This is a genomic window from Staphylococcus sp. AtHG25 (assembly GCF_003217445.1).
Lineage (GTDB): Bacteria > Bacillota > Bacilli > Staphylococcales > Staphylococcaceae > Staphylococcus > Staphylococcus haemolyticus.
Genome location: NZ_QJSN01000012.1, coordinates 39,616 through 55,559 on the forward strand (window position 1 = coordinate 39,616; position 15,944 = coordinate 55,559).

The window sequence follows — 15,944 nt, forward strand, 5'->3', positions numbered from 1 at the left end:
TAATTGTATAATATTTGGCTTATGAATTTGTACGTAACTTACCTATCAAATACAGAAGTTGTTCAAACGTTTGACGGTAAGTATCTATGCTACCACCAAAAGGATCAACAATGTCACCTATTTCTCCAACATATTCACTGAGTTGATAAATGCGACCATTGTCACCATAATGAGAAACCAGTTGTTGTTTATGCATATCTGTCATCGTTAAAATTAAGTCACTATTCAAATCTTTCTCACTAAATTGCTTAGCTACAGTCGGTTCAGGAAAATTATGCTCCATAATGACTTCTAATGACTCTGGTGATACGGATTGACCGTTAATCGCGAACAGTCCTCTAGAATTAATTGTGTCATCTACAAACATTTTCTTCGCGATACTTTCGGCTATTGGACTTCGGCAAGTGTTTCCAGTACATACAAATGTTATTCTCATAAGTTCTCACCTCTAACAATGTGATTACCTGTAGCTTTAATAATCCGATTCATAATTGCTTCAGATTCATCTGTTTTATCAAAAGCATAAATATATGCTTGATCTATTGATGGATTTTCATCAATACTATGAAGTATTTGATACAAATTATGATTAGCTTGTCTTATATCTTTTTCATCTTTACAAAGTTTAATGAATAATGCATCACTTGGAGCATACTGCTTCAAAGTTTCCGGTAAAATAAAAGCTGTATTACTCCATTCTTTAATTGTTTTGATAGGTTCACTAAGATGCGTTAACATCGTTACTGGTATATCAGGGGCATAGTGCTTATACTTCATTCCAGGTGCTATTGGTTGGCTATTGGCGTCATAATGATAATTCTCAACACTTCCTGGTAAAACATCATTGAGCATTGCTTGTGTTATTGATCCTGGTCTTGCTATTCTGAAAGGAAACTGTGTACAATCTATCACGGTGCTTTCTAATCCTTCTTCACTTTGATCACCATTGACTATACCGTCAATTTTGCCATTTAAATCATTAAAAACGTGTTGAAAGGTTGTAGGAGAAGGTCGCCCACTTACATTAGCACTAGGGGCAGCGATAGGCATATCAATGTATTGAAGTATAGCTCTTCCTATTGGATGACTAGGCATTCTTACCGCAATTGATTGTAAACCACCTGTTACTTTCTCACAAAGATAACCCTGTCTTAAAGGTAAAATAAATGAAATAGGTCCAGGCCAAAATTCATCCATCAAACATTTGGCTTCTTCAGGCAAATGAGAAATAATTTGATCAAGCTGAGATAAATCATGTATATGGACAATTAATGGATTGTCAGAAGGACGTCCTTTGGCTTGATATATGTTTGAAACTGCATGTTGGTTTCGAGCATCTGCACCCAATCCGTAAACAGTCTCTGTTGGAATTGCAATTAACCCACCATCATTATATACCTGTTTTATATTTTCCAATTCTGGATAATCCAATGGCGATTCTTGATAATCACGCATATCCCATATCTCAGTTTTCATCAAGCTCACTCCTTCATTATTGTTTTATTCATATATATGAAAAGTTACTCATCTAAATTATATCAGATAAGTAACTTTGAGTTTTACCATTTAAATGACACTATTCTTTCATTACCATTTATATCTTTAACAACTTTAACATCAAGTTTTGGATACTTTTCTAAAATAATATTTTTTAACCTTTCACCCTGGTTATAACCAATTTCAAAGGTGACAAAAGCATCTTTATTTAAAACTTTAGGCAAATCATTAAGGATTAATTCATAAATAGCGAAACCCCTATTCTCTGCAAACAATGCTATATGAGGTTCATACTTAACAACTGTGTTCTCCATCATTTCTATCTCATCTACATCAATATATGGTGGATTAGAAACAATACCATCCAATTTTATATTCTTTTGTATGAAAGGTTTCAATGCATTGCCTTTAAAAAAAGTTACAGCAGCCTCATGATAATGCGCATTATCTGATGCAACTTCTAAGGTCTCTTGGAGAATGTCTGTTGCATAAACAGTGAAATCTTTATTTAACTTTTTCAAAGTAACAGCTAAAACACCACTGCCAGTTCCAATATCAGCGATTGTAGCACTTGATTTACAATTTTCAAGAAAATGCAACATCACTTCCTCCGTTTCAGGACGTGGAATTAAACAATTTTCATTAACTTGAAATTGATAGCCATAGAAAGATTGAAAACCAACAATATATTGTATAGGTTCACCTAAAAGCATCCGTTCAGTCGCAAGTGAAAACTTGATTTCTTCTGCTTTTGACATGTCATCATACATGTGAATTAAATAATCAGTTCTTGACCACCCAAACAAATCAAGCATCAACCATTCTGCTCTCGATTGTTCATAACCCTTATCTACAGCTTGTTTAATCGCATAATCTAATTGTTCTTTAAAGTTCACCATTGTTTAGTTCTTTCAATTTCTCAGTTTGTTCAGATAAAGTTAATGCATCAATAATTTCATCTAATTTACCTTCCATAATTTGATCTAACTTTTGTAAAGTTAATCCTATTCTATGGTCAGTTACACGGCTTTGAGGATAGTTATATGTTCTAACTCTTTCAGATCTATCTCCTGTACCCACTGCTGATTTACGTTGTGCTGCATATTTTTGTTGTTCTTCCTGTAATTTCATATCATATAAACGTGCTTTTAAAACTTTCAACGCTTTTTCACGGTTTTGAATTTGAGATTTTTCAGAAGAAGTTGCAATAACACCAGTAGGTAAGTGAGTGATACGAACAGCTGAATCAGTTGTATTAACGTGCTGACCACCAGCACCACTTGAGCGATAGGTGTCTATTTTCAAATCTTCATTTCGGATTTCAATCTCAACATCTTCAACTTCAGGAAGAACAGCAACTGTCGCTGTTGAAGTATGAATTCGTCCGCCTGATTCTGTTTCAGGTACACGTTGAACTCGGTGTGCACCATTTTCAAATTTTAATTTACTATAAGCACCGCTACCTGAAACTGAGAAACTAATTTCTTTATAACCACCATGGTCACTTTCAGCCGCTTCAACAATTTCAGTTTTAAAGTTTTGAGATTCTGCATACTTACTATACATTCTTAGTAAATCGCCAGCGAAGATTGCCGCTTCATCCCCACCTGCTGCTGCTCTGATTTCAACGATAACGTCTTTCTCATCATTAGGGTCTTTTGGAATTAATAAAAATTTAAGTTGTTCTTCCAACTCAGGAATCGCACTTTTCAAACTAGCACTTTCCTCTTTCAACATTTCAATTTCTTCTTTATCTTCTGTTTCATTTAACATTTCATCAATTTCAGCAATTTCTTCTTTTTTACTTTTATAATCTCTATATACATCAACTGTTTTTTGTAAATCAGCTTGTTCTTTTGAATATTTACGTAACTTATCTGAATCATTAACAATCTCAGGGTCACTTAACATTTCATTGAGTTGTTCATATCTTTCTTCAACGATATCTAATTGATCAAACACTACATTTCCTCCTCGTCACTTGTACTTGGTGCTACGATATGATGTGCACGACATCTCGGTTCATAACTTTCATTTGCCCCAACTAAAATGATAGGATCATCTACTTTAGCTGGCTGTCCATCGATTAAGCGTTGTGTTCTACTTGATGATAAACCACATACTGCACATACAGCCTGTAATTTAGTAACTTGTTCACTTACCGCCATGATTTGTGGCATGGGTTCGAATGGTTCCCCTCTGAAATCCATATCTAAGCCTGCAACCACTACTCGATGGCCATTTTCAGCAAGCTTCTCCACTATATTTACAATTTCTTTATCGAAAAATTGAATCTCATCAATACCAATGACATCAACATGAGACAAATCCTGTAATAATATATCTCTTGAAGTAGAAATATTAATTGCTTCTAATTCATTACCGTCATGAGAAACAACTTTTTCTTTATGATAACGATCATCAATCGCTGGTTTAAACACTACTACTTTTTGTTTAGCGTATATCCCTCTTCTTAGTCTACGAATTAGTTCTTCTGACTTACCGCTAAACATACTTCCAGTAATGCATTCAATCCAACCGGAATGGTAAGTTTCATACATTATAAGTTCCACCTTTTACAAAAACATAATCGCTTAATTATATCATATTTCCATGTATTATAAATATCACTTTAAATACTACTTAAATTTAAAAAAACTGTCTACGCATTTCTATATAAAATAGATTAGGCAGACAGTTTAAACTTATAATTAGTTGTTGTTTGATTTGAGACCAAACTTTTTGTTGAAACGTTCCACACGACCATCCGCAGCAGCGAATTTTTGACGTCCTGTGTAGAATGGGTGTGAATCAGAAGATACATCTAAACGAATAACTGGGTATTCATTGCCATCTTCCCATTCCATTGTTTCTGAAGATGTTTTAGTTGAACCACTTAAAAATTTAAAGTTAGTAGTTGTATCTAAAAAGATAACTTTGTGATAATCAGGATGGATTCCTTGTCTCATTAATTTTCAGCTCCTTTGCCCTGAACCATCTGGAACAGAGTTATTTGTGAGTTTTTTTACCCAATACTTGGTAATTATAATAGTTATTAGATTAAAACGCAACCCTCAAACAGACATTCGTTAAATAATCGGTTTTCCTGTTTTTGTACTTTCTTCAGCAGCCTTTTGCAACTGTTGGAAAAATTCTTTATTACTTTTAGAACGTTTTAATTTTCTAATAAATCTTTCTGTGAAATCTGTAGAGTCTGTAAACATGTTTCTTAACTGCCATAGTGAATCAAGTTCAGATTTACTAATTAGTAATTCTTCTTTGCGCGTAGAACTTCTTCCAATATCAATAGCAGGGAAAATTCGACGTTCAGATAATTTACGATCAAGATGAAGTTCCATATTTCCTGTTCCTTTGAATTCTTCATAAATCATATCATCCATGCGTGATCCTGTTTCAACTAATGCAGTGGCTAATATCGTTAAACTTCCTCCTGCTTCAATGTTACGCGCAGCACCAAAGAATGCTTTAGGTTTGTGTAATGAAGCAGGATCAAGACCACCTGATAATGTTCTTCCACTTGGCGGTATAACTAAGTTATACGCTCTTGCCAATCGAGTAATTGAGTCCATCAGAATAATAACATCTTGACCAATCTCAACTAATCGTTTAGCACGTTCTAGTAATAATTCAGCTACTTTAACATGGTGTTCTGGTGGCTCATCAAAAGTCGAGTGCACTACTTCAGCAGATTCAACGGATCTTTCAATATCAGTTACTTCTTCTGGACGTTCCCCAACTAATAAAATAAATAATTTTGCATCAGGTTTATTTTTACTAATCGCATTTGCAATTTCTTTTAATAAAGACGTTTTACCCGCTTTAGGAGGTGCAACAATAAGTCCACGTTGACCTAGACCAATAGGCGTAACTAAATCCATTATACGTGTTGAATAATTTTGGGGATCTGTTTCTAAAACGATTCTTTCCTCAGGATAGAGAGGCGTTAAAGCTTGAAAGTGAGGGCGTTTTTTTACAACTTCAGCATTCTCATCATTAACAAAGTCAACTTGCAATAAACCATAATATTTTTCATTATCTTTAGGTTTACGAACTTTTCCGGTTACTTTATCACCACGTTTAATTTCGAAACGTCGTATTTGACTTGCAGATATATAAATATCTTTTTCACCTTTTGAATAGTTGACTGTTCTTAGGAACCCATAACCATCAGGCTGGATATCATCTAAGACACCCTCCATGTAATAGTTACCATCTTTTTCCATTTGGGCTTCCATGATAGCTAAAACTAATTCACTCTTATTCAATTTACTATAATTAGTAAGTTTTAATGTTTTTGCTTTTTGTGTTAATTCTTTCGTTGTGTAATTTTTATACAATTCATGAAACGACTCATACTGTGGAGATGTACGTACTTTTTCAGGCATAAATTGCACCCATTTCTTATATATTTATAAAGACTTCAATTTGATTAGAAAAGAGATATTTTAAATAGTTTCATTTCAAGAACTCACTAAGTCTATTTAGGATATCTCATAAAATAATATTTAAAGTCTTGAATACTAGAATTAATATAGCAAATTTTCAATTTAAATACAAAACGATTTTATTAAATTTCCAAAAATAAAACAGCTCATGGAACTAAAAATATTCCATGAACTGATACAAATAATATATAAATTAATTTTTTAAATTAACTGAAATAACCAGCAATTGATTTCACTTCTAAGAACTCTTCTATACCATAATCGCCCCACTCACGACCAATTCCAGATTGTTTATATCCACCAAATGGTAAATCTGGTTGGTTTCCAGCTTCATTGATTTCAATTCTACCTGCTTCAATTGAACGAGCTACTTTTTGAAGTGTTTCTTTATCTTTACCTATTACATATCCTGCTAATCCATATTTAGTATCATTAGCAATTTTGATTGCTTCATCTAAATCATTATATGTGATTACAGAAGCAACTGGTCCAAAGATTTCTTCTTGAGCAATTGTCATGTCATTGTCTACATTGATAAAAATAGTTGGTCTCGCGAAATAACCAGTATTTAATCCTTCAGGTTTACCAGGACCACCGTAGAATAACTCTGCACCTTCTTCAATACCTTTATCAATATATGATTGGACTGTATCAAATTGTTTCTTACTAATAATCGGTCCAACTTGAGTACCTTCTTCTCGTGGATCTCCAACTTTAACTTTACTAAATTCTTCTTTAAGTGCAGTTAATAAGTCTTCTTTTTTGCTTTCAGGAATTAAAATACGAGTACCTGCAGTACATACTTGACCTGTGTTATTAACTACTTTGCCAGTAGTTGCTTTCGCTGCTTCTTTAACATCAACATCATCTAATACGATATAAGGCGATTTACCGCCTAATTCAAGTGATACTTTTTTGAAATCCTTAGAAGCTTTTTCCATTATTTTTGAACCTGTGCGTCCTGAACCAGTAAATGACATCATTCTAACTTTTGGATGTTCACTTAGTGGATTACCTACACCTTCGCCGTCACCATTAACAAGATTAAATACACCTTTTGGTACGCCTACTTTATCAAATATTTCAGCTAAAATGACTGCAGCAAATGGTGTTTCTTCTGAAGGTTTTAGAACAACAGGACTACCTGCTGCAAAAGCGGCTGCTAATTTCAATGAAGTTTGATTAGTTGGGAAATTCCAAGGTGTTACTAGGCCTGAAACACCAATTGCCTCTTTAATAACTAATGCATCTCCACGTCTTTCTTCAAATTCGAATGAATCTAGTGCTCTACTTGCCTCTTCAAAATGATTTAGTCCCATTTGGTAGTGGACATTCTCAGATACTGTTAAAGGTGCACCTAATTCATCTGTTATGGCTTCTACAATATCTTGTTTTCTATTTTTATATTCTTCTACAATTTTATCTAATAGTTCTTTTCTTTCTTTCACTGAACTATGACGAAATTCTAAATAAACGTTATTTGCAGCTTCTACTGCTTTTTCCACATCATTAGCATTACCTTTAGCTACTTTACCAATAACTTCTTCAGTTGCTGGATTGATTACTTCAATCGTTTCATTACTATCGCTATCAATCCATTCGCCATTTATATATTGTTGAGTATAATTTCTCATAAATTCTTCACTCCTTAAGAATCATTATGTCATTTTTATACCTTTTTTCATTGAAAATTAAACATACCATCTTAGTATGAAATAACAAAAGAGTTTTGCACCTAGCAATGATGAACAATTATAAAAGTGATTATTCATTCAATATAAAGCACAAAACTCTTTATTATATTATTTAGATTTAACTTCTTCTTCAAGTGTTACATGTTCTTGAGCCCATTTTTCAATGGGTTTTAAAGCTTCTGCTAAAGCTTTACCTTTATCAGTCAATTCATAAATGATTGAAACTGGACTAGTTGAGACTACTTTCTTTTCAACTAATCCCCATTCACCTAAATCAGTTAATTTAATACTTAATGCACGTGGTGTAATGGTCTTTAAATCCCTTTTCATATCGGAAAAGTGCGCAGTATAATCAGTGCATCGTGATAGATAATTAATGATTAAACCGTTCCAACTTCTACCAACAATTTTAAAGGTTTCTTCAAGATATGGACAGATTTCCATTGTCTTCACCTCTATTCAAAACTTCTTTAGATTGTAGGTACTAAAAATCGCTTATAAATATAAACATTGTATAGGCTTTAATGATATCTATAAACCAAAATCTTATTAGTATCTAATATAATTATTATACCAGAAAAAGCTAATATGTCGAGAGTTGAAACTGTCAATATTAACTTATCAATACCTTTAGACTTCTTCAGTCCAAATATTTGCACCTAATTCTTTTAAATGCTTAACAATGTCAGTATAGCCTCTATAAATATGTCTAACGTTATAAATTGTAGTAACGCCTTCAGCTAAAAGACCTGCAATAATTAAACATGCACCTGCACGCAAATCACTTGCATATACTTTAGCACCATTAAGTGATGATGGTTTAATTGTAGCAGTTCCAGTTTCCATATCGGCTTCAATATTAGCACCCATGTTTTTTAACTCATCGACATGTTTAAAACGTGCAGGATATATTGTTTCTGTTACAAATGAAGGGCCATCTGCCATAAATAATAAAGGCGTGATTGGTTGTTGTAAATCTGTTGCAAACCCAGGGTATACTAAAGTTTTAATATCTACATTTTTATAAGATGATTTGCGTTTTATGATTGCTTTTTCAGCATCACCATCTACTTGGATGTCTACACCAAGTTCTTTTAATTTAACAGTAAGTGCTTCAACATGTTTTGGAACAATATTATTAATAGTAATTTCTTCTCCAACTGCTGCCGCTATACACATGTACGTCCCTGCTTCAATACGATCAGGGATAATTTGGTATTCAGAACCATGTAAGCTATCAACACCATTAATTTTTAACGTACTTGTCCCTGCCCCTTTAATATCTGCGCCAAGACTATTCAAGAAATTAGCAACATCTACAACTTCAGGTTCTTTAGCTGCATTTTCAATGACTGTTTGACCAGTTGCATGAACAGCTGCCAACATAATGTTGATTGTTGCGCCTACACTAACCATATCTAAGAAGATATTAGCACCATGTAGTTCTTTAGCTTCTATTTTAATAGATGTATCATTTGATTCATCTATTTCTGCTCCTAATGCTTTAAAACCTTTAATATGTTGATCAATTGGACGTGGCCCTAATGGACAACCACCAGGTAAACCTATTACACATTTTTTAAAACGCCCTAACATTGCTCCCATCATGTAATAAGATGCTCTAAGAGATTCAACTTTATTGTTAGGCAGTGGTGCATTTTCAATTTTTGAAGTATCTACTTCTAAAGTTTTTCCATTTAAATGGGCTTTAATATTTAAATCTTCCAATAAACTAACTAGCGTCTCTACATCGGAAATTTGTGGTAAGCCATCTAATTTAACTTGGCCTTGAGCTAATAATGTTGCTGGGATAATTGCTACCGCACTATTTTTGGCACCACTTATCGTAACGTCTCCCTTTAGTGTTTGACCACCGCGAATTTTTATTACCTCTTGAGTCATAAGTTTATCTCCTTTGTTTCTCATTTATTTAAAATAATACATTAGTAACATTATAAAATACATATTCTTTATTTGTAAAACATAAATTATTACGATTTATTGATAATTGCAATTATTAAAATTATCGATTCAAACTTTATAAAACTAATTCGAGAATTATATGTACAAATATTATAAATCATTTTTGAAAAATATTTAAATATGAATACTCAAATTATAAAGAAAAAGAGTGAAACGACTTAAAGTTTCACTCCTATTTCAAAACATCTTCAATTAAATTATTTATTTAGCACGATTAGATGTACCAAATTCTCTAATTTTACCTTTAACTGTTTCTTTAATCGCTTCACGAGCAGGTCCTAAATATTTACGTGGATCATATACATCTTGATCATTATTTAAAACTTCTCTTACTGCTTTAGCTGAAGCAATTTGGTTTTCAGTATTAACATTAATTTTAGCAGTACCATAAGGGATTGCTTTTTGAATGTCTTTAGTTGGTATACCAGTACCACCATGTAAAACTAATGGTAAACCAGTTGATGCACCAATTTCTTCCATTTCTTTGAATCCTAATTTAGGTTCACCTTTATATGGCCCGTGAACTGAACCTAATGCTGGAGCTAAAGTATCAATGCCAGTTCTTTCAACTAATTCTTGACATTCTTTAGGATCAGCATAAATAATGCCACCTACAACATCATCTTCTTGTCCACCAACTGTTCCTAATTCAGCTTCTACTGATACACCATGTTGATGAGCATACTCTACAACTTTTGAAGTGATTTCGATATTTTCTTCAAAAGGACTATGAGAAGCATCGATCATTACTGAAGTGAATCCAGCATCAATCGCTTCTTTACATTTTTCAAAGCTTGAACCATGGTCTAAGTGAATAGCTACAGGTACAGTAATGTTTAAGTCATGAATTAAACCTTCAACCATTTTAACTACTGTATAGAAACCACTCATATAACGTGCAGCACCTTCTGAAACACCTAAGATAACTGGCGCGTTCTCTTCTTGTGAAGCTTCTAAAATAGCTTGTGTAAATTCTAAGTTATTTAAGTTGTATTGACCAACCGCATAACCATTTTCTTTTGCATCGATTAACATTTCTTTCATTGAAACTAATGGCATGAAAGTTCCTCCTTGTGTGCAACTGCACAATTTTTAAAATCATTATATCAGATATTTTTTTGAATTGCATGTGAATGCATGCTTGATTTAAAATAAACTTTTACTATTAAATACTAAATTATTAATAATTCAATATATGAACGGTTTTATTGCACATAAGTTTGAGTTTATTTACAATACATATGAAACGGAGGAACAACATGTCTAAAATATTACAAACTCAATTAACGGGTATATTTAATCGGTTAGAAGATCAAGCTTTAGATATTCAAATGGCTGCTCAATGTCTAATACAAGCAATCGGTGGCGAAGGTTATGTATACATTAAAGGCTATGGCGATTTGAAATTTTTCGAGCCTTTCGTTATAGAAAGTGAAGAGCACCTTAAATCTAGTAAATTATTATCCACGCTCACAACATTTGATGATATAGATTCAACAGATCGCGTGTTACTCTTTTCACCATTTTACACTGAAGAAGTAGCTAAAGATTTACAAACATTAGTAGATAACGATATAGATGTTGTCTTAATTTGTAATCGACCCAAAGATTCAGAAATACCAGAACACTTTATACATTTCATCAATCTAGCTACCCCTAGACCAATTGTTTATACTGAGGATTATGATAAAGTTGTTCAACCTCATACGATATCTTTTAATTACATATATTATGAAATTTACACTCAAATGATTGAAATGACACGAGATTTAGAGTTGTGATGTCATTCATTATAAAATCAACCCTTACGTCACCATTTCAGTACGTAAGGGTTGATTTATTATATTATTTATTTTGATGTTTATAAGCCGCTTCTACAAACGATTTGAAAATAGGTTGAGGTCTGTTAGGTCTTGATAAGAATTCAGGATGGAATTGACATGCGATATAGAAGTCATTCTCTGGAATTTCTACCATTTCTACTAATCGACCATCTGGACTAGTACCAGAGAACACCATACCATTGGCTTCTAATTGTTCTCTAAATTCATTATTAAATTCATATCTATGGCGGTGTCTTTCTTCAATATTTATTGCGTCATAAATTTGATGTGCCAATGTGTTTTCTTTAATTTTACATGGATATAATCCTAAACGTAACGTGCCACCTAAATCTTCAATATCCTTTTGCTCAGGTAATAAATCAATAATTGGATAAGGTGTGCTAGGATCAAGTTCTGCTGAGTGTGCTCCCTCTAAACCTAGTACATTACGTGCAAACTCAACAGTCGCTAATTGCATACCTAAGCAAATACCAAAGTATGGAACATTATTTTCACGAGCGTATTTAATTGCAGCAATTTTACCCTCGCTTGCTCTAAATCCAAATCCACCTGGTACAAGAATGCCATCTACATCTTTTAAATAGTCTTCAACATTATTATCATTAACTTCGCCAGAATCAATCCACTTAACTACAACGTCTTTCTTCAATGGGTAGCCAGCATGTTTCAATGACTCTACAACAGATAAGTATGCATCTTGTAAGCTAACATATTTACCTACTAATCCAATCGTGATTGTACCATCAAGTGAATTAACGGTATCTAGTAAATATTGCCATTCATCTAATTGCGTTTCATATTTAGCATCTAAATCTAATCGCTTGATGACAATGTCATCCATATCCTGTGCACTTAATTGTAATGGAATTTCATATAAAGATGATGCGTCTCTACATTCTATAACGCTCTCTTTATTAATATCACAGAATAATGCAATTTTATCTTTTAAATCTTGTGTCATTTCATATTCTGTACGCACTACAATTAAATCCGGCTGAATACCTAAACCACGTAGTTCCTTAACACTGTGTTGTGTTGGTTTTGTTTTCATTTCACCAGCAGCTTTAATGTATGGAAGCAATGTACAATGTAAATACATTACGTTTTCACGACCTAAATCACTTCTAATCTGTCTAATTGCTTCAATAAATGGAAGTGATTCAATGTCACCAGTTGTACCACCGATTTCAGTAATAACTACATCTGCGTTTGTACTCTCACCAGCAAGTAGTAAACGTTCTTTAATTTCATTAGTAATATGTGGAATAACTTGAACTGTTCCACCTAAATAATCACCACGACGTTCTTTCTTGAGTACATGTGAATAAACTTTCCCAGCTGTAACATTTGAATATTTATTTAAATTAATATCAATAAAACGCTCATAGTGTCCTAAATCTAAGTCAGTTTCAGCACCATCATCTGTAACAAATACTTCTCCATGTTGATACGGACTCATAGTTCCTGGGTCAACATTTAAATATGGATCAAATTTTTGAATTGTTACTTTTAAGCCTCTATCTTTTAACAATCTACCTAGAGAAGCGGCTGTGATACCTTTTCCTAATGATGATACTACTCCGCCCGTTACAAAAATAAATTTTGTCATTTCCTGACCTCCTAATTTATAAAGGGATGCTTCCTTACCTATTTATTCTTTTTAAATAATCACTTTTAAAAAATAAAAAAATCGCTCCCTCTCACATATCTGTAAGGGGAGCGTATATGATTTATACACGTGTCCTATTTAAAGGAGCCCGAATAAAATTCTATCATTTTTTTAGTAAAAGTCAATTAAAACTAAAATTTAGTTTTAAAATCTTCTTAGTCTTCGAATTCGTCCTCGTCTTCTTCGTCGAGTTCATCATCTTCGTCATCTTCAATTACTAAATCTGATTCACTAATCTCGTCTTCTACTTGTTCATCTTCAGGGTCGTCTAAAGTTTCTTGATCATCCGTTTGGGCAGGAATGTCATCGTCGTCATCCATTTCGTCATCACCCAATAATTTAAGATTTTTATCTTCTTCATCTTCATCATCAAGAATATCGAATTTTTGAATTGTAGGTGCGATTTTTTCTTCAATATCGTCTACAGAATACCAATCACGTAATCCCCATTGATTTTCACCAATGTTTAAGAAACGTCCATCTGTATTTAAGTCTGTATAGAACTGAACTACACGATTTTCAATCTCTTCAAATTCATAACCACCTAAATCTTTGAATTCATCGATGATATCGTATAAATTCATCGTTGCACCTTTATCATTTAATAACGTATAAGCCATATCTATAAATGACTTTTCATCAACCATTTCTTTAGTATAATCTTGGATTTTCATTATAGCTAATCTTCCTTTCGAAGAATTTTTTAATTATGTCGTTAGATTTCATTAATTAATAGTAACAAAAATAAATTATAAATGACAATACACGATTTCGCAATTACGATTATCTCAGTAATTTACATATTTCTCGAAAATAACTAAATCATCTGACTGATCAATTTCTACGAAACCACTATTTACACATAATGATTTTAATTCATTGTTTTCACCAAATAACGTAATCATAATCGTTTTAGCTTGTTTGAAATGCTTTCGTACATATGTAGGAATTTGTCTTAATGCACTTTCAGCGATACCTTCTTTTCGTTGTTCTTTATACACTTCAATAGCCACAATATCAATTCGATTATCCGTTTGTTCAAGTGCTATAAAACCTACTTTTTGGTTATCTTTTAGTAAATCAACAACACTATAAGATGAAATGCTTGATGCTTCATTTTCAGTTAATCGTAGTGAAGACACATGTTTTGAATCTAAGTCCAAATAATATAACCGTTCTTTACCAATAGGACCTTCTTCTTTAGTAGCAGTGTGCATAAAACCAGCACGTTCATACACATTCCAAGCCCCTTTATTTTCAGCATCGACAACCAGATACAAGTGATTGAAATCAGGGAATAAATCTTGTACATATTGAGGTAAATACATCATCATCGTAGTTCCATAGCCATTTCCTTGAAACTTCTCATTAATTGATAATGATCTTACATATACAACATTCTCAGGTGTATCATACCCTTCATGTTGATAATATTGATGTAATACAAAGAAACCAACAACATCACCATACTCATTAATAGCTATATTAGCCACTCTATTTGAATCTGAAAGAGCATCATCTAGAACTGATTTCGGTAAGGATGAGTATATTTGTTGTCTCTCACTTAATTCAAAGTTAACTACATCCTGTCTATACTTTTCTTCAAATTCTTGAATCGTTATATTTTCAAACTGTTTTTTTATAGTCATAACCACTAACCCCTATGCCTCTTTTAATTAATCAATTTTATTATAATTGTTTTTTTACACTTATCAAAATAAAATCTACTTTAAGTTAGGTACAATTGTTTTAAATTTTTACAATTTAAAAATAATCTATTGAAATTTAGCTAATTTGCTTTACTATAAATATGACATATAAAAATCACGAGGTGAACTAGAATGAAAGTCGGTATAGATGCCGGTGGTACGCTAATAAAAATCGTCCAAGAATCTCAACAAGGACGTTCGTATGAAACAAAACTTACTACAAACATTTCAGAAGTAATTGCATGGTTAAACGCAAACACTTTTGAATCAATCAGTCTTACTGGCGGGAATGCAGGCGTTATTGCTGAAAGTTTAAATGTGGATGCAACTATATTTGTTGAATTCGATGCATCATCCAAAGGTTTGGGTATGCTTCTTAAAGAGCAAGGTCATCATATTGACGAATATATATTCGCTAATGTCGGTACAGGCACTTCGTTACATTATTTCGATGGCAAACAACAACGTCGTGTAGGCGGTGTAGGTACTGGTGGAGGTATGATTCAAGGACTGGGATACTTATTATCACAAATTACAGATTATGAAGTACTTACAAATCTAGCTCAATCTGGAGATAGAGATACGATTGATCTTAAAGTTAAGCATATTTACAAAGATACCGAACCACCTATTCCAGGTGAATTAACAGCTGCTAACTTTGGAAACGTCTTACATAATTTAGACGTAGATTTTTCACCTGCTAATAAATTAGCATCAGTGGTTGGAGTTGTTGGTGAAGTAATAACTACTATGGCCATAACCGTTGCTCGTGAAAATAAAACTGAGAATGTTGTATATATCGGGTCTTCTTTCAACAATAATCCACTTTTACGTGAAGTAATTGAAGATTATACGGTATTACGTGGTTTCAAACCATATTACATTGAGAATGGTGCTTTTTCAGGAGCACTTGGCGCAATTTATTTAAATTAAATACTTATTATTGAAAAGAGCCTGGGACATAATTCAATGCCTCAGGCTACAAATATATATTGGCAGTAGTTGACTGAATTAAAAAGCGCACTTGTAACAAGCTTTTTAATTCTAGTAACCTTGCATGGCAGACGGGCCCCAGAAAAGAG

The 15,944-nt window shown here is 32.9% G+C and carries 16 protein-coding genes; 2 read left to right on the forward strand and 14 right to left on the reverse strand.

Annotation, left to right across the window (positions count from 1 at the left end; all coding sequences use genetic code 11):
* Nucleotides 1-19: 19 nt before the first annotated feature.
* The 11 genes from BDW31_RS09325 to fdaB all read right to left on the reverse strand — a co-directional run bounded on the left by BDW31_RS09325 (nt 20) and on the right by fdaB (nt 10,699).
* Nucleotides 20-436, reverse strand: a complete 417-nt coding sequence (locus tag BDW31_RS09325) for a low molecular weight protein arginine phosphatase (RefSeq protein ID WP_037551928.1) — start codon at nt 434-436, stop codon at nt 20-22.
* Entirely contained in the window at nt 433-1,476 is a 1,044-nt protein-coding gene (locus BDW31_RS09330; protein WP_085060568.1) for an L-threonylcarbamoyladenylate synthase, read from the reverse strand. Before BDW31_RS09330 ends, BDW31_RS09325 begins: the two co-directional genes overlap by 4 nt.
* Nucleotides 1,477-1,559: 83 nt before the next feature.
* Entirely contained in the window at nt 1,560-2,396 is an 837-nt protein-coding gene (prmC, locus tag BDW31_RS09335; protein ID WP_110709599.1) for a peptide chain release factor N(5)-glutamine methyltransferase, read from the reverse strand.
* A complete protein-coding gene (gene prfA / locus BDW31_RS09340) occupies nt 2,383-3,459 on the reverse strand; it encodes a peptide chain release factor 1 (RefSeq protein ID WP_011275228.1) in 1,077 nt (358 codons plus the stop codon). The genes prmC and prfA overlap by 14 nt, the downstream gene beginning before the upstream one ends.
* Nucleotides 3,459-4,058 (reverse strand): thymidine kinase, encoded by a 600-nt coding sequence (locus BDW31_RS09345; protein WP_085060569.1) that lies wholly within the window; start codon nt 4,056-4,058, stop codon nt 3,459-3,461. The genes prfA and BDW31_RS09345 overlap by 1 nt, the downstream gene beginning before the upstream one ends.
* A gap of 150 nt (nt 4,059-4,208) precedes the next feature.
* On the reverse strand, nt 4,209-4,466 hold the full coding sequence (locus BDW31_RS09350; RefSeq protein ID WP_011275226.1) for a type B 50S ribosomal protein L31: 258 nt from the start codon (nt 4,464-4,466) through the stop codon (nt 4,209-4,211).
* A gap of 120 nt (nt 4,467-4,586) precedes the next feature.
* Nucleotides 4,587-5,903, reverse strand: a complete 1,317-nt coding sequence (gene rho, locus BDW31_RS09355) for a transcription termination factor Rho (RefSeq protein ID WP_011275225.1) — start codon at nt 5,901-5,903, stop codon at nt 4,587-4,589.
* 266 nt (nt 5,904-6,169) lie between these two features.
* On the reverse strand, nt 6,170-7,597 hold the full coding sequence (locus BDW31_RS09360) for an aldehyde dehydrogenase family protein (RefSeq protein WP_053025300.1): 1,428 nt from the start codon (nt 7,595-7,597) through the stop codon (nt 6,170-6,172).
* A 168-nt stretch (nt 7,598-7,765) separates the two neighbouring features.
* Nucleotides 7,766-8,101: a winged helix-turn-helix transcriptional regulator gene (locus BDW31_RS09365; RefSeq protein WP_011275223.1), complete on the reverse strand. Its 336-nt coding sequence runs from the start codon at nt 8,099-8,101 to the stop codon at nt 7,766-7,768.
* A 186-nt stretch (nt 8,102-8,287) separates the two neighbouring features.
* Entirely contained in the window at nt 8,288-9,559 is a 1,272-nt protein-coding gene (locus BDW31_RS09370; protein ID WP_110709601.1) for a UDP-N-acetylglucosamine 1-carboxyvinyltransferase, read from the reverse strand.
* A gap of 282 nt (nt 9,560-9,841) precedes the next feature.
* Nucleotides 9,842-10,699, reverse strand: coding sequence for a class IIb fructose-bisphosphate aldolase FdaB (gene fdaB, locus BDW31_RS09375; RefSeq protein WP_011275221.1), 858 nt, complete (start codon nt 10,697-10,699; stop codon nt 9,842-9,844).
* 200 nt (nt 10,700-10,899) lie between these two features.
* Here fdaB and BDW31_RS09380 point away from each other — a divergent pair, with 200 nt between their 5' ends.
* Nucleotides 10,900-11,421 carry a DUF2529 family protein gene (locus BDW31_RS09380; protein ID WP_037551919.1) on the forward strand — a complete coding sequence of 174 codons (522 nt, stop codon included), beginning with the start codon at nt 10,900-10,902 and terminating at the stop codon, nt 11,419-11,421.
* Between the two features lie 64 nt (nt 11,422-11,485).
* Here BDW31_RS09380 and BDW31_RS09385 read toward each other — a convergent pair whose 3' ends face one another.
* From BDW31_RS09385 to BDW31_RS09395, 3 genes are all read right to left on the reverse strand, one after another.
* Nucleotides 11,486-13,093: a CTP synthase gene (locus BDW31_RS09385; RefSeq protein WP_053025302.1), complete on the reverse strand. Its 1,608-nt coding sequence runs from the start codon at nt 13,091-13,093 to the stop codon at nt 11,486-11,488.
* A 215-nt stretch (nt 13,094-13,308) separates the two neighbouring features.
* Entirely contained in the window at nt 13,309-13,827 is a 519-nt protein-coding gene (gene rpoE / locus BDW31_RS09390; protein ID WP_053025303.1) for a DNA-directed RNA polymerase subunit delta, read from the reverse strand.
* A gap of 114 nt (nt 13,828-13,941) precedes the next feature.
* Entirely contained in the window at nt 13,942-14,802 is an 861-nt protein-coding gene (locus BDW31_RS09395; RefSeq protein WP_037551913.1) for a GNAT family N-acetyltransferase, read from the reverse strand.
* 192 nt (nt 14,803-14,994) lie between these two features.
* Here BDW31_RS09395 and coaW point away from each other — a divergent pair, with 192 nt between their 5' ends.
* The gene (gene coaW / locus BDW31_RS09400; RefSeq protein ID WP_037551909.1) at nt 14,995-15,795 is read left to right on the forward strand and encodes a type II pantothenate kinase; all 801 of its coding nucleotides are present in this window, start codon (nt 14,995-14,997) and stop codon (nt 15,793-15,795) included.
* Nucleotides 15,796-15,944: the final 149 nt, after the last annotated feature.

Bases quoted from the DNA above. Each gene is read 5' to 3' on its own strand.
- BDW31_RS09395 (WP_037551913.1), bottom strand. From the start codon at position 14,802: ATGACTATAAAAAAACAGTTTGAAAATATAACGATTCAAGAATTTGAA.
- BDW31_RS09380 (WP_037551919.1), top strand. From the start codon at position 10,900: ATGTCTAAAATATTACAAACTCAATTAACGGGTATATTTAATCGGTTA.
- BDW31_RS09325 (WP_037551928.1), bottom strand. From the start codon at position 436: ATGAGAATAACATTTGTATGTACTGGAAACACTTGCCGAAGTCCAATA.
- coaW (WP_037551909.1), top strand. From the start codon at position 14,995: ATGAAAGTCGGTATAGATGCCGGTGGTACGCTAATAAAAATCGTCCAA.
- rho (WP_011275225.1), bottom strand. From the start codon at position 5,903: ATGCCTGAAAAAGTACGTACATCTCCACAGTATGAGTCGTTTCATGAA.
- BDW31_RS09330 (WP_085060568.1), bottom strand. From the start codon at position 1,476: ATGAAAACTGAGATATGGGATATGCGTGATTATCAAGAATCGCCATTG.
- BDW31_RS09385 (WP_053025302.1), bottom strand. From the start codon at position 13,093: ATGACAAAATTTATTTTTGTAACGGGCGGAGTAGTATCATCATTAGGA.
- prmC (WP_110709599.1), bottom strand. From the start codon at position 2,396: ATGGTGAACTTTAAAGAACAATTAGATTATGCGATTAAACAAGCTGTA.
- BDW31_RS09365 (WP_011275223.1), bottom strand. From the start codon at position 8,101: ATGGAAATCTGTCCATATCTTGAAGAAACCTTTAAAATTGTTGGTAGA.
- BDW31_RS09370 (WP_110709601.1), bottom strand. From the start codon at position 9,559: ATGACTCAAGAGGTAATAAAAATTCGCGGTGGTCAAACACTAAAGGGA.
- BDW31_RS09345 (WP_085060569.1), bottom strand. From the start codon at position 4,058: ATGTATGAAACTTACCATTCCGGTTGGATTGAATGCATTACTGGAAGT.
- BDW31_RS09350 (WP_011275226.1), bottom strand. From the start codon at position 4,466: ATGAGACAAGGAATCCATCCTGATTATCACAAAGTTATCTTTTTAGAT.
- fdaB (WP_011275221.1), bottom strand. From the start codon at position 10,699: ATGCCATTAGTTTCAATGAAAGAAATGTTAATCGATGCAAAAGAAAAT.
- rpoE (WP_053025303.1), bottom strand. From the start codon at position 13,827: ATGAAAATCCAAGATTATACTAAAGAAATGGTTGATGAAAAGTCATTT.
- BDW31_RS09360 (WP_053025300.1), bottom strand. From the start codon at position 7,597: ATGAGAAATTATACTCAACAATATATAAATGGCGAATGGATTGATAGC.